Source organism: Flavobacterium sp. (genome assembly GCF_965284515.1).
GTDB lineage: Bacteria > Bacteroidota > Bacteroidia > Flavobacteriales > Flavobacteriaceae > Flavobacterium.
On record NZ_OZ260089.1, the window covers coordinates 1,139,739 to 1,154,077 of the forward strand.

Genomic DNA, 14,339 nt, shown 5'->3' on the forward strand with positions numbered 1-14,339 from the left:
ACCTAAAAAAACATTCCGAAAGATATGAAATGTTTTTTTAAGTAAAAATTCAAAAATTTATATTTTATATAAACGCATTTAATTTAGAATTGTTGTCCGATGATAAAATGTGTTTGCCAACCACTTTTTATATTTTGGCCAGGAATCGCATCAAATCCATGTGCAAAATCTATACCTAATAAACCAAATGCTGGCATAAATACTCTTAGACCAAATCCTGCAGATCTTTGTAAGTTAAATGGGTTGTAATCTCTAAAATTATCGAAAGCAGAACCAGCTTCAACAAATGATAAAGCATATATAGACGCTGCTTGTTTAAGTGTTATTGGATATCTTAATTCTAAAGAAAATTTGTTATATACCGTTCCTCCATCAGTTGACGATAATGAATTATTTGGATACCCTCTAAGTTGAATAATTTCTCTTCCATCTAGAGCGAAATTTGCTAGTCCATCACCTCCTAAGAAAAATCGTTCAAAAGGAACAAGGCCTCTATCGTTGTTATATGCTCCAAGAAAACCAAATTCTCCTAAGGATCTTAATACAAATTTGTCATAGATTCTAGTATACCAATCTGCTTTAAATTTTATTTTATAATATTCTAACCAATTGTATTTTTTTTGATCCACTTTTGCTTGGTCTGCAACAGCATCGTTAAAGTCGGTTACTGCATCTCCATTTGCATCTAAATAAGCATTAGTAGGAACCCAATTGTTGTTAGCGTTAAAGTAACCGTTTCCTGTAGTGTTTCTAAGTTTGTATTCTTCTTTGTTTTCTAAATTGGCATAATCAATACCATTTACAAGTGAATAGGGTGGAGTAAATCTCCCTGAAATACTAAATTCAGATCCATAAGTAGGGAAAACTGGGTTTGTTCCTTTACTATTTCTACTTAAGCCTATTGTATATGCTAAGTTTCTAGAGGCTCCATTACCAAATGTAAATAATCCAGTATTATAGTTGTTTAGTTTGTAGTATTGGAAAGAAACTGTGTGTGATAATACAAAGAAATCATCTGGTACAGTTAATCTTTTCGCTAATCCAACAGATAACGATGTAATATTAAAACTTTGCTGTCTATTAACATCTCTTGTTTGAAAATTGTATAAAAATTGTTTACTGTGAGATATAGATGTTGAAAAACTAACTGGTTTTTTACCTCCGAACCATGGTTCTGAAAATGAAAGACTGTATGTTTGGAAATATGAACTACCTTGTAATCTAAGAGACATTTTTTGACCATCTCCCATAGGTAATGGTTTGTAAGCACCTCTTTTAAACATGTTTCTTGCGGAGAAATTGTTAAAAGAAAGACCTAGGGTTCCGATGAAACCTCCACCGCCGTAACCTCCTTGAAGTTCTATTTGACTTGATCCTTTTTCTACAACACTATATTCAATATCTACAGTTCCTGCTTGAGCATCAACATTTTTAAAGTCTGGTTTTATTGTTTCAGGATCAAAAAATCCTAGTTGGCCTAATTCTCTAATAGATCTAATTAGTTCTTCTTTGCTATATTTTTGACCAGGTTTAGTTCTAAGTTCTCTATAAATAACGTGATCATTCGTTTTATCGTTTCCAACAACAGATATTTTATTAAAATAAGCGATTGGTCCTTCAGTGATTCTGATTTCAAAATCGATAGTGTCGTTATAAGTTTTTACTTCAACTGGGTTGATGCTTGAAAATAAATATCCATTGTTTTGGTAAAGATTTGTAATGTCTTCTCCGTCAGGTTTTGACTGGTCTGCAATTCTTTTTTGAAGCATAACTCCATTATATACATCTCCTTTTTTGATAGCAAGTATTCTGTCTAATTGCTGATCAGTATATACAGTATTTCCTAGGTAACGTATGTTCCCAAAATAATATTTTTTTCCTTCTTCAAGATTTACTTTTATAGCTATAGTGTTTGATTTTTTATCATAAGATATAGAGTCCGATAGCACTCTTGCATCTCTAAATCCTTTTTCTTTATATTTATCAATAACAGTTACTAAATCTTCTTTGTATTTATCTTTAATATATTTAGATCTTTTGAAAAGATGTAAAGGGTTTTTTTGTTTTGTGTTTTTAAATGCTTTTTTAAGTTTACTATCTTTAATTTCAGAATTTCCTATAAATTCAATTGTTTTAACTTTTACTTTTTCACCACGGTTAATGTTAACAAGCATTTTTACATTATTTCCTGTAGAATCTGGTGAATTACTAATTAAAACTTTAGTATTATAAAAACCTTCCTTGCGGTATTTACTTTCAATATAGTTTTTTGTTGTAGTGATTAAATTTTCATTTACTATTTTCCCTTTTTTTAAATCGGCTTGCTTAATGATTTCGTCAGCTTTCCCTTTTTTTAGCCCAATGATTTTTACATCAGATAATTTTGGAGACTCGTTTAAGTTTAATTCTAAAAAAATACTATCTCCTTCAATTTTATTAATGTAAAAATTTACATCACTAAATAAACCAAGTTTCCATAATTTTTTTATGGCTGAACTAATGTCCTCACCTGGAACTAATATTTTTTGTCCTTTCTCAAGTCCTGAGAATGTAACTACTGTTTGTTCATTATAGCTTACTTTGCCTGTGACTTCAACTTCAGCTAAAATATATTCTTTACCGTTTTCAAATTTAATTTCTTGAGCAACTATTGTGTTGAAACTACCTATAAGTAATAAGGTAAGTATCGTTTTTATTCCTTTATTTAACATTTTTTTACTTTGAAATTTGTTCACTTGTTTTTCCAAATCTTCTCTCTCTTTTTTGATAGCTTACAATTGCTTCGTATAAGTTTTCTTCACTAAAGTCGGGCCATAATATATCTGTAAAATAAAATTCAGCATATGCTATTTGCCATAACAAAAAATTACTTATTCTGTGTTCACCACTCGTTCTGATAACTAAATCTACATCAGGTAAATCTTGTGTGTAAAGATGCTGATTAATAATTGATTCATCAATAGCTTCATTGGAAATTATATTATTTTTAACTTTCTCGCTAATTTTTTTAACAGCTTGAATTATTTCTTCTCTAGACCCGTAACTTAGTGCTAAGGTTAGTGTCATTCTGTTGTTTGTTGAAGTTTTAGAAATAACTTCGTTTAATTCTCTTTGTACTTTTGAAGGTAAATTTGTTAAATTTCCTATTGCATTTAATTTGATGTTGTTTTCCTGAAGCGTTTTTAATTCTTTTTTTAGAGATGAAATAAGTAATTTCATTAAAGTGTCAACTTCAAGTTTTGGTCTATTCCAGTTTTCAGTTGAAAAAGCATAAAGTGTCAGGTTTTTTATTCCAAGCTTAGCACTAGATTCAACTGTTTTTTTTACTGATTTTGTTCCTCCTTCATGTCCAATTGTTCTCAACAAACCTTTTTGTTTTGCCCAACGCCCATTTCCATCCATGATTATTGCTAAATGGTTGGGAATGTTGTTTTTATCTATGTTGTTTAGTAAACTCATATTATTCAGTACAAAAACAAGGGTTTTTTCCAAAAGTATAGGTTAGTGTAAAACCTGAAAACACATACCAATCATTACTATTAAGATTTCCAAATCTTAAGTTTTCAAAATTATCATTAATTGGGTTGCTTCCGTCAAGATTATCAGTAAAAGTGTATCGAGCACCAACTTCAAATCCAATTATAAAATTTTTCACTAGCCTTGTTTTTAATCCTATTACCATAGGTATAGAAAAAGAACTATGTCTGTAATCTTTTTTACTTTCATTTCCTAAAATAAATATTTCGTCATAAATAAAATGGTTTATGCCAGTAAAGACATAGGGAGTAGTTGTTTTTTCATTATTATGTAAATCAAACTCTAAAAAATTAAATTCGATTCCTGCTGAAAACTCCTTAATGTTGTTTTTAAAACTATATCCTCTTAATTTCCGCCCTGGAACATCACTGTCAATATCTCTTGATGTAATGTTACCTTGGTAATATGAAAATCTAAAGGAATGTCTCGTGCTCCTATTCCATTTGTAAATTACACCAAAAGCAGGTTCGTTAGGAGATATATAATCAGTTGGCCCCACATCGCCAATATAATTACTTCCTCCTAAAAAAACGCCTAATTCGTTGATTTGAGCATTAGAATTTAAGGCGCAAAACAATAAACATATATATAGGTATACTCTTCTCATTTTTATAATAGTTTGCAAATATAACAATATTGACTTCTTTACCACATTTTATAGTAAATTTTATAAGTTATATTAAAACGCAAAAAAATGATTTTCTTGTACGGAAGGTTTAATTTCTTCTGTCTTCACCCCAAAGCAGTTTTTTTCTAATCGTTTTCAAGAATCCTTCATCCTTAAATTCAATCATATTTACTTGAAAAGAGGTTTTATTTATTTTAAGTAACGTTTCGTTTGTTACAGAAGTAATTCTTGAATCTAAAGAAACTAGATATTGTTCTTCTCTACCAGTAACTCTTAATTCAATTTCTGTGTCATCTGGAATAACTAATGGTCGGGCATTTAGGTTATGAGGTGCTATGGGCGTAATTACTAAGCTGTTAACGTCTGGCATTAATACTGGGCCTCCACAGCTTAAAGAATAGCCTGTTGACCCTGTTGGGGTTGATATAATTAATCCATCAGCCCAATAAGAAGTTAAATATTCGCCATTTAAATAGGTTTCTATGGTAATCATAGAGGTTGAGTCTTTTCTAGAAACGGTAACTTCATTTAATGCAAAATTTAAATCAACTAGGTCTGGATTTCTAGGAGTACATTGAAGGTTTAATAAACTTCTTTTTGAAATTGTAAAATCTCTATTGATAACTTTATTTATTAATAAGTTAATGTTTTCAATTTGTACCGTTGCTAAGAATCCAAGCCTGCCAGTATTGATGCCTACTATTGGAATGTTTTTGTCTCTCACAAAAGTTGTGGCTCTTAAAATTGTGCCGTCACCTCCAATACTTATTAAAACATCAGTTGAATTGTCAAGTTGATCATGTGATGTAAAAGTCTCAAAAGCATATTGTATTTTCTTAAAACTATCTTTGAATTTTTTTTCTATAATAATTTCAATGTTATTTATTTCTAGAATCTTAATGACTTCTGAAACTATACTTTCAGTATTGCCTTGATAGTTTTGACCAAAGATTGCAATTTTCATAGTATTAAGATTAGATGTTTAAATATTTGTCTAAATAGTCCGATCGTTCTTTAAGGTTTTCAATATATGAATCTTCCTGATGTTGCGAAATTATATTGTAGTCAAATCGTCTGAAAGTTTGAATAATGTCATTTAACCCTCCTAGGCTTGTTTTTAGAGTTATTTCAATTTCATTGTTTTCAATTTTTGAAATAAATAATCCAAGTAATTTTGCATTATTGCTCTCAACAATTTGGGTTATTTGACTCATTGAAAAGTCGTCTTGTTTTTTTTTAACCACAATAATACCGCCTTCTTCTTTTAAAAATGGAGTTTCATTAAAAATTCGTATAATATCTTCCATTTCAAAATAACCTGCATAATTGTTCTTTTCGTCTAATACAGGCATAATATTTGTCTGATTGCGAGCAAAAAGTTCTTGAATATCTAGCCAACTCATTGAGTTTTTTGCAAAAAATCGTTCTAAATTGATTTTATTGGATTCGATTTTGGATTCAGGATTCAGTGTTTCTGCGTCTTCTTTACTTAAACAACCAATGTAAGTATTGTTTTCTATGACTGGAAAATGAGTAAATGAGAAGTCCATAAATAATTCATGAGCCTCATTAATTGTTTGGTTAGATTTTAAAGGTTTTACATCGTTATTGATGTATTCTAAAATGATGTTCATTTATAGTGGTTCAATTTTAATGCAAAATAATCAAAAATTGCTTATTATTCCTATATTATAGTTTGTATTTTTGTAAAATTAATAAATATAGTATGACTAAATTATCTGTAAATATCAATAAAATTGCAACCTTAAGAAATTCAAGAGGCGGGGATGTTCCAAATTTATTAAAAGTAGCTAAAGATATTCAGGCTTTTGGCGCAGAAGGAATAACAATTCATCCAAGACCAGATGAAAGGCATATTCGTTATCAAGATGCTCGTGATTTAAAACCCATTGTGTATACAGAGTATAACATTGAAGGAAATCCAAAACATAATTTTATTGATTTAGTTTTAGAATGCAAACCGACACAAGTTACATTGGTTCCGGATGCAATTGGAGCTTTGACTTCTAATGCTGGTTGGGATACAGTTAAAAATCAATCTTATTTGAAAGAAGTTATTCAAGAATTTCAACGTAATGGAATTAGAACTTCAATTTTTGTTGATGCTGATGAGAAAATGGTTGAAGGAGCTAAAGAAACAGGAGCAGATAGAATTGAATTGTATACAGAAAGCTTTGCTCATGAATATGGATTAGGTAATAAAATAGGAATTGAGCCATTTGTTAAAGCAGCAATCAGAGCTAATGAATTGAGTATTGGAATAAATGCTGGTCATGATTTAAGTTTAAACAATATAAAATTTTTCAAGGATAATATTCCAAACTTATTAGAGGTTTCAATTGGTCATGCTTTAATTTCTGAATCTTTGTATCTAGGATTAGAGAATGTTGTAAATATGTATCTTCAAAAATTAAAATAATGTTGTATTCAAAAATTGAAGGAGAGGGAAAACCTTTTTTAATTTTACATGGGTTTCTCGGAATGTCTGATAACTGGAAAACTCTTGGATTAGAGTTTTCTAAGTTAAACTTTCAAGTACACATGTTGGATTTGAGAAATCACGGAAGAAGTTTTCAATCACCAGAGTTCAATTACCAAGTTATGGCTCAAGATGTGAAGGAGTATTGTGATAAGAATGACCTTAAAGAAATTGTTTTGTTAGGACACTCAATGGGTGGAAAAGTTGCAATGGAGTTTGCTGCTACTTGGCCTAGTTTGATAGAAAAACTAATTATTGCAGATATTGGAACGAAATTTTATCCTCGCCATCACCAATCCATTCTTGAAGGATTGTTGTCAATTGATTTTTCTTTAAAACCTTCGAGAATAGAAGTCGATGATCTTTTGTCTTTATATGTTAAGGATTATGGAACCAGACAATTTTTGCTTAAAAGCTTGTATTGGAAAGAACCTGGGCAATTAGATTTTCGATTTAATGTTAAGTATTTGGTAAATAATATTGATGAAATTGGAAAGGAATTGTCTGATGAAAAAATATTTAAAAAAGAAACTCTTTTTTTAAGAGGGAACAAGTCAAATTATATTTTAAATGAAGATGTAGATATCATTAAAAGGCATTTTCCAAAAATGAGTTTGAATACAATTACTAATGCTGGTCATTGGTTGCATGCTGAAAATCCAAAGGATTTTTATGAATATGTAGTTAAATATCTAAATTCTTAAACAAATTTACTATGAACGCATAATATTTTTTAACAAAATATTGGTAATTCCATATTTTATTATAATTTTGAATAATTGATTTGAATAAATTCAGAATAAAACTAACACATTTTAAAATTATGAGAAAATTACTTTCTTTAACATTATTAGCCTTGGCGGGCTCTACTGCTTTTGCCGGTGGATACAGAGTAGCTATACAAGGTCAAAAACAATTAGCTATGGGGCACACTGGTGTTGCTGTGGTTAATAGTGCTGAGGTTACATTCTTTAACCCTGCAGGTATGTCTTTTTTAGAAGATAAATTTAATTTGTCTGTAGGAGCTAATGCGCTTTTTGCAGAAACAAAATTTCAAAATTCTACGTATAATTGGACAGCTTCAACTAGTAATTTGGGTACTCCATTTAATGTTTATGCAACGTATAAAATTAATGATTGGTTAACAGCAGGTATGGCAATTTATACTCCATATGGAAGTGCTGTAGAATGGGATCAAGATTGGCAAGGATCTCACTTAGTAAATAATATCGATTTAAAGGCTATTTTTGTTCAACCTACTGTTTCTGTTAGAATTGGAGAAAAATTTAGTATAGGTGGAGGTCCAATATATGTTACTGGTTCAGTTGATTTTAATAGAAATGTTGATAGAACAACTACTGATGAAGACGGAAACAGAACAGATTTATCTATTAGTGCAAAAGGAATCACTGCTTGGGGTTATACCGCTGGATTTATGTTTAATCCAACTGATAAATTAAGATTAGGGGTTAACTATCGTTCAGAAATTATTATGGAGGCTAGAGATGGTGATGCAACTTTTAGTGATGTTCCTGCTTATGCTGCTGGTACATTGACAAATACTACTTTTAATGCTGATTTACCATTACCAGGAGAATTAACAACAGGTCTGTCTTATCAAGTTACTGATAAATGGTTGTTAGCATTTGATTATAATTACACTCTTTGGAATGTATATAAATCATTAGATGTTGAGTTTAATAACGGATTACCTACTTCTGTTAATCCAAGAAATTATAAAAACGCTAGTACTTATAGAGTGGGAACGCAATATGCTGCTACAGAAAAATTCACATTTAGAGCTGGATGGTATTTTGATGAAAGTCCAGTACAGGATGGTTACTTTGCACCAGAAACTCCAAGAAATGATTCTATGGGATTCACAGGTGGTTTAACATATCAAGTTAACAAAAAATTAGGAGTTGATTTCTCATTCCTTTACTTGCACTTTGACGAAATTGACAACTCGTATGACCATTTTAATGATGGAAGTAGTTTTGGAGGTACTTATAAATCTAGTGTATTTTCACCTGGTGTAGGTGTAACTTATAGTTTCTAATTTAAAAAAAATGATAATGAAAAATAAATTTATATACTTAGCTGTTTTGGCTGCAGGTTTTATTTCTTGTGAGCCAGAATTTGAGAACGAAGTTTCAGACGCAAGTTACACTTCTGGAGATGCTGATTTTTCTTCTTATGTTGCTGTAGGTAATTCATTAACTGCAGGATATATGGATGGGTCTGTTTCTAGAGTAGGTCAATCATATTCTTTTCCTAATACTCTTGCAGGTCAATTCGCAGTTGTTGGTGGTGGAATGTTTACACAACCATCATTTGCTGATGATGTTGATAATTTAGGAGGATTAACTTTAGGAGGATTTCCTATTGCAGGTACAAGACTTGTAATTGATGCTTCTGCTGGTGGGCCTGAAAATATTGCAGGGTCTTCAACTATTGAAGTTTCAAATTTACAAGCTACTCCATATCACAATATGGGAGTTCCCGGTGCTAAATCATTCCACTTGCTTTCTGCAGGATATGGAAATATTGCTGGCGTTGCTTTAGGTCAGTCTAATCCTTATTTTGTTCGTCATGCTACTTCTGCAACTGCAACAGTTTTAGGAGATGCAATGCAAATGAATCCAACTTTTTTTACTAACTGGATAGGAAATAACGATGTTTTATCATTCGCTACTTCTGGTGGATTAGGAGTTGATCAATTAGGAAATTTAAATCCTGCAACTTATGGATCTAATGACATAACTGATCCTCAAGTTTTTGCTAGTGTTTATTCTACGTTAGTAAATACTTTGACTTCAGGTGGAGCTAAAGGAGTTGTAGCTACAATTCCAGAAGTTACAGCAATTCCTTATTTTACAACAGTTCCTTATAATGCAGTTCCATTAGATGCTGCAACAGCATCTCAGCTAAATTCTGGTTATGCAGCATATAATGCTGGATTAAGAGTTGCATATGACAATAGTTTTATTACTCGTGAAGAATTCGCAAGTAGAATAATTAACTTTAAAGCGGGTAAGAATGCTGTGGTAATGGTTGATGAGTATTTGACTGATTTATCGGGCTTAGGGCTTCCTTCATATCGTCATGCTACTTATAATGATTTAGTCGTTTTACCAGCTATGTCTTTTATTGGGACATTAGTAGGAGGTGATCCTTTACAAGTTAACGGAGTAAGTGTTCCTTTAGCTGATCAATGGATTTTGTCTAAAGATGAAAAAATGTTAGTTGCAAATGCAACTGCGGCTTATAATAGTGCAATTGTTTCAATAGCAGCGTCAAAAAACATTGCTGTAGCAGATATGAATGCTATCATGACAAAGTTAAAAGGAGGATTAACTGTTGAAGATGGAACGATTTATACAGCTAATTATTTTTCTTCAACTACAGCATCAAGTGTTTTGTTCTCTTTAGATGGAGTTCATCCTAATGCAAGAGGTTATGCCGTTATTTCTAATGAAATAATCAAAGTTATTAACTCTTTTTATAATGCTAATATTCCATTAGTTAGTGCGGCTGGATTCCCTGGAGCTACAATTCTGCCATCAAACTAATAAAATTTAATAAAATTTAAAAAAGGCACCATTTTTGGTGCCTTTTTTTATATACTTAAATCAAATAGATATGAATATATTAATTAGACTTATTATTACAACTATTTTAGTTGTTGTTCTGGCTCATTTTTTACCAGGAATTTCTGTTCAAGATTATACATCAGCTTTGTGGGTTGCATTAGTACTAGGTATTCTAAACGCTTTCTTAAAGCCTATTCTTATTCTGCTAACGCTACCTGCGACAATATTTACTTTAGGTCTGTTTTTATTAGTAATAAATGCAGTAGTAATTTTAGTTGGAGACTATTTAGTAGATGGGTTTCTTGTTGATGGTTTTTGGAGTGCTTTTATATTTAGTATACTGCTCTCATTAAGTCAATCTGTCATGAATGGAATTTTTATTTCAGAGAAATAATTTTTTTAGACAATTGAAATTCAAATAATTAAAAACTTGTTTGAGTTGGAAAAAATGTATAATTTTGCAACCCAAATTTTATGACCTTTAAATAATATAAAATGAATATTACAAGAGAAAATGTAGATGCGTTAAATGCTGTTGTTACAGTTGCGATTTCTAAAGAAGATTATTCTAGTAAAGTTGAAAAAATATTAGCAGATTATAGAAAAAATGCTAATATACCAGGTTTCAGAAAAGGAGAAGTTCCAGCTGGGATGATTAAAAAACAATACGGAAAAGCAGTTCTTTTAGATGAGGTAAATAAAATTTTACAATCGTCTTTAAATGATTACTTAGTTAAAGAGAAATTAGATATACTTGGAAATCCATTGCCTAAAATTACTGAAGATTTTAATTGGGAAAAAGAAGATTTTACTTTTGAATTTGAATTAGGCTTAGCTCCAGAATTCAATGTAGATTTAGCTTCTGTGAAAAAAGTAAATAAATTTAACATTATAGCAGATGAAAAAATGCTAAACGAACAAGTTGAGCGTATTCAAAAGCAATATGGTAAATTAATTCCTCAAGATAAAGTTGAACAAGATTTTACATTAAGAGGTACTTTTTCAAATGAAGAAGCAAATATCAATAACACAACAAATATTACATTAGATATTTTTGGTGATAAAAAAACAGCTAAATTATTCATTGGCAAGAAAGTCGGTGATATTGTTGAATTATCTACAAAAGGTTTATTTGATGATGACCATAAATTAATGGATTATTTAAAAGTAGATCATGACAATGTTCATGGTTTAGATATTGTAGTAAACTTTACTATTGAAGAAATTAACAACGTTGAAAAGGCTGAATTAAATCAAGAATTGTTTGATAAATTATTCGGAGAAGGAACAATTTCTTCTGTAGATGAATTAAAAGCTAAGATTAAAGAAGATGCAGAAGGACAATTTGCTCAACAAGCAGATCAAAAATTCTTAAGTGATGTAATTGAAAACTTAATTGAGAACACAAAATTCGATTTGCCTGCTGAATTTTTAAAAAAATGGATTATGTCTGCTGGGGAAAACCCCTTAACTGTTGAGCAAGCTAATGAAGAGTACGAAAAATCAGAGAAAGGTTTACGTTATCAACTAATTGAAGGTAAGATTATTGCAGGAAATGATTTGCAAATCAAATTTGAAGATTTAAAAGCACATACATCAGTTTTAATCAAACAACAAATGGCTCAGTTTGGACAATTAAACCCAACTGATGAAGAAGTTGAAGGAATTGTTGCAAGAGTGCTTTCTAATCAAGAAGAGGCTAAGAGATTGTCTGAGCAAGTAATGAGCGCTAAAATGCTTGAGTTATTTAAAGATAAAGTTGCTGCAAAAGCAAAAGATGTTTCTTATGAACAATTTGTAAAAGAAATGTACGGAGAATAAATTCTCATAAAAAATAATTATCTTTGAACGTCAGGCTTAAATAAGTTTGACGTTCTTAGTTTAAACAATACATAAAAGTAAAGTCAATATGAATTTCGGAAAAGAATTTAAAAATTACGCTACTAAGCACCACGGAATAAACAATATGTATTACGATAAAATCGTAAGTAAAATTACTCCAATAGGTATGACTCCATATATTATGGAAGAACGCCAAATGAATGTAACTCAGTTAGACGTTTTTTCACGTTTAATGATGGATAGAATTATCTTTTTAGGGACAGGAATTGACGATCAAATTGCAAATATAGTACAAGCTCAATTGTTGTTTTTAGAAAGTTTGGATGCATCTAAAGACATTCAAATTTATGTAAATTCTCCAGGTGGAGGTGTTTATGCAGGTCTAGGTATTTACGATACTATGCAGTTTATTAAGCCAGATGTGGCTACAATTTGTACTGGTATGGCAGCTTCAATGGGAGCGGTTTTATTATGTGCTGGTGCTGCTGGGAAGAGAAGTGCTTTGCCTCATTCAAGAGTGATGATTCATCAACCACTTGGAGGAGCATCAGGTCAAGCTTCTGATATCGAAATCACTGCTCGTGAAATCATCAAATTAAAAGGTGAACTATATGAAATTATAGCGAAGCATTCTGGTCAAGAAATTGATAAAGTTCATAATGATAGTGATAGAGATTACTGGATGATTGCTAGTGAAGCAAAAGAATACGGAATGATTGATGAAGTTTTAGTAAGAAGTTAAAAAGAGGGAATAGGGCTAGGGTATTAGGTATTAGTTTGCTAATAACCCAAAGCCAATAACCCAAAACCAAGAATAAAGATGGCGAAGGAAATTTTAGAGTGTTCATTTTGCGGTAGGAAAAAGCCAGAAACTAGTTTGTTGATTGCTGGGATTGATGCGCATATTTGCGATAAATGTATTGAGCAAGCACATGGAATAGTTTTAGAAGAAATTAAACAAACAGGTAATACCGATTTGCTAGCAGATACTGTTTTGCTTAAACCAAAAGAAATTAAAGCTTTTTTAGATGATTATGTAATTGGACAAGATCAAACTAAAAAAGTAATGAGTGTAGCGGTTTATAACCATTATAAAAGATTATTGCAAAAACAAACAGATGATGATGTAGAGATTGAAAAATCTAATATTATCATGGTTGGACAAACAGGAACTGGAAAAACATTAGTAGCAAAAACAATTGCTAAGATGTTAAATGTACCTTTGGCGATTGTTGATGCAACTGTTTTAACTGAAGCTGGTTATGTAGGAGAAGATGTAGAAAGTATTTTAACTCGCTTATTACAAGCTGCGGATTATGATGTAGCTAAAGCTGAAAGAGGTATTGTTTTTATTGATGAGATTGACAAAATTGCTCGTAAGAGTGATAATCCATCAATTACGAGAGATGTTTCTGGAGAAGGTGTTCAACAAGCATTGTTAAAGTTGCTTGAAGGAACTGTTGTTAATGTTCCGCCAAAAGGAGGGAGAAAGCATCCAGATCAAAAATTCGTTGAGGTAAATACTCAAAACATTTTATTTATAGCTGGTGGCGCATTTGATGGTATTGATAAAGTAATTTCTAAAAGATTAAATCGTCAAGCGGTTGGATATAGTTCTTCTATAAGTGCAGAAAATATTGACAAGGATAATTTACTTCAATATATTATTCCTAAAGATTTAAAAGATTTTGGTTTGATTCCAGAAATAATAGGTCGATTACCTGTTCTAACTCATATGGATCCGTTAGATGCTAAAACTTTAAGGGCTATTTTAACAGAGCCAAAGAATGCTTTAATCAAACAGTATCAAAAATTATTTGAAATGGATGATGTTGCTTTTACAATTGAAGAAGAAGCATTAGATTTTATAGTTGAAAAAGCATTAGAGTATAAGTTAGGAGCACGAGGTCTTCGTTCATTGTGTGAAGCTATTTTAACTGATGCCATGTATGATTTGCCTAGTTCTTCTGAAACTGACTTAAATGTTGATAAACAATTTGCAGAACATAGTTTAAATAAAAATTTATTACAGAGGCTGAAAACTGCTTCATGACAGTATTAATATAAAATAAAAAAGCCCGCTATAGCGGGCTTTTTTATTTTTATGCGTCTTTAGTCTTTTCAATTTCCTTAGACTTGTTGTTTTTAACATAGCTTGCTTTACAACTCCATCCGCTTGAGCATGATGTTAATAGTGCAGTACTAGATAATGCTAATACAATAATTCCTTTTCTCATCT

General features: G+C 30.9%; 14 protein-coding genes. 8 read left to right on the forward strand and 6 right to left on the reverse strand.

Annotated features, from left to right (window positions below; all coding sequences use genetic code 11):
* Nucleotides 1-83 precede the first annotated feature (83 nt).
* The 5 genes from bamA to ACQ65T_RS05220 all read right to left on the reverse strand — a co-directional run bounded on the left by bamA (nt 84) and on the right by ACQ65T_RS05220 (nt 5,799).
* Entirely contained in the window at nt 84-2,711 is a 2,628-nt protein-coding gene (gene bamA, locus ACQ65T_RS05200) for an outer membrane protein assembly factor BamA (RefSeq protein WP_430400038.1), read from the reverse strand.
* A 4-nt stretch (nt 2,712-2,715) separates the two neighbouring features.
* Entirely contained in the window at nt 2,716-3,459 is a 744-nt protein-coding gene (locus ACQ65T_RS05205; protein ID WP_430400039.1) for an isoprenyl transferase, read from the reverse strand.
* Nucleotide 3,460: 1 nt separating this feature from the next.
* Nucleotides 3,461-4,144 (reverse strand): DUF6089 family protein, encoded by a 684-nt coding sequence (locus ACQ65T_RS05210; protein ID WP_430400040.1) that lies wholly within the window; start codon nt 4,142-4,144, stop codon nt 3,461-3,463.
* A gap of 109 nt (nt 4,145-4,253) precedes the next feature.
* Nucleotides 4,254-5,129: an NAD kinase gene (locus ACQ65T_RS05215; RefSeq protein WP_430400041.1), complete on the reverse strand. Its 876-nt coding sequence runs from the start codon at nt 5,127-5,129 to the stop codon at nt 4,254-4,256.
* A 10-nt stretch (nt 5,130-5,139) separates the two neighbouring features.
* A complete protein-coding gene (locus ACQ65T_RS05220) occupies nt 5,140-5,799 on the reverse strand; it encodes a CBS domain-containing protein (protein WP_430400042.1) in 660 nt (219 codons plus the stop codon).
* A 92-nt stretch (nt 5,800-5,891) separates the two neighbouring features.
* Between ACQ65T_RS05220 and ACQ65T_RS05225 the strand changes: the two genes are divergently transcribed.
* The 8 genes from ACQ65T_RS05225 (at nt 5,892) to clpX (ending at nt 14,153) form a co-directional block, all read left to right on the forward strand.
* Entirely contained in the window at nt 5,892-6,605 is a 714-nt protein-coding gene (locus tag ACQ65T_RS05225; protein WP_430400043.1) for a pyridoxine 5'-phosphate synthase, read from the forward strand.
* On the forward strand, nt 6,605-7,369 hold the full coding sequence (locus ACQ65T_RS05230; protein ID WP_430400044.1) for an alpha/beta fold hydrolase: 765 nt from the start codon (nt 6,605-6,607) through the stop codon (nt 7,367-7,369). Before ACQ65T_RS05225 ends, ACQ65T_RS05230 begins: the two co-directional genes overlap by 1 nt.
* 119 nt (nt 7,370-7,488) lie before the next feature.
* Nucleotides 7,489-8,724: an OmpP1/FadL family transporter gene (locus tag ACQ65T_RS05235; RefSeq protein ID WP_430400045.1), complete on the forward strand. Its 1,236-nt coding sequence runs from the start codon at nt 7,489-7,491 to the stop codon at nt 8,722-8,724.
* Nucleotides 8,725-8,740: 16 nt separating this feature from the next.
* A complete protein-coding gene (locus tag ACQ65T_RS05240) occupies nt 8,741-10,237 on the forward strand; it encodes a G-D-S-L family lipolytic protein (RefSeq protein ID WP_430400046.1) in 1,497 nt (498 codons plus the stop codon).
* A gap of 70 nt (nt 10,238-10,307) precedes the next feature.
* Nucleotides 10,308-10,652: a phage holin family protein gene (locus tag ACQ65T_RS05245; RefSeq protein WP_430401330.1), complete on the forward strand. Its 345-nt coding sequence runs from the start codon at nt 10,308-10,310 to the stop codon at nt 10,650-10,652.
* A gap of 101 nt (nt 10,653-10,753) precedes the next feature.
* Complete coding sequence (gene tig / locus ACQ65T_RS05250) at nt 10,754-12,079, forward strand: trigger factor (RefSeq protein WP_430400047.1); 1,326 nt, start codon at nt 10,754-10,756, stop codon at nt 12,077-12,079.
* 88 nt (nt 12,080-12,167) lie between these two features.
* Nucleotides 12,168-12,842 carry an ATP-dependent Clp endopeptidase proteolytic subunit ClpP gene (gene clpP, locus ACQ65T_RS05255; protein ID WP_430400048.1) on the forward strand — a complete coding sequence of 225 codons (675 nt, stop codon included), beginning with the start codon at nt 12,168-12,170 and terminating at the stop codon, nt 12,840-12,842.
* 78 nt (nt 12,843-12,920) lie between these two features.
* Nucleotides 12,921-14,153, forward strand: coding sequence for an ATP-dependent Clp protease ATP-binding subunit ClpX (gene clpX, locus ACQ65T_RS05260; protein ID WP_430400049.1), 1,233 nt, complete (start codon nt 12,921-12,923; stop codon nt 14,151-14,153).
* Nucleotides 14,154-14,202: 49 nt separating this feature from the next.
* Here clpX and ACQ65T_RS05265 read toward each other — a convergent pair whose 3' ends face one another.
* Entirely contained in the window at nt 14,203-14,337 is a 135-nt protein-coding gene (locus ACQ65T_RS05265; RefSeq protein ID WP_430400050.1) for a hypothetical protein, read from the reverse strand.
* Nucleotides 14,338-14,339: the final 2 nt, after the last annotated feature.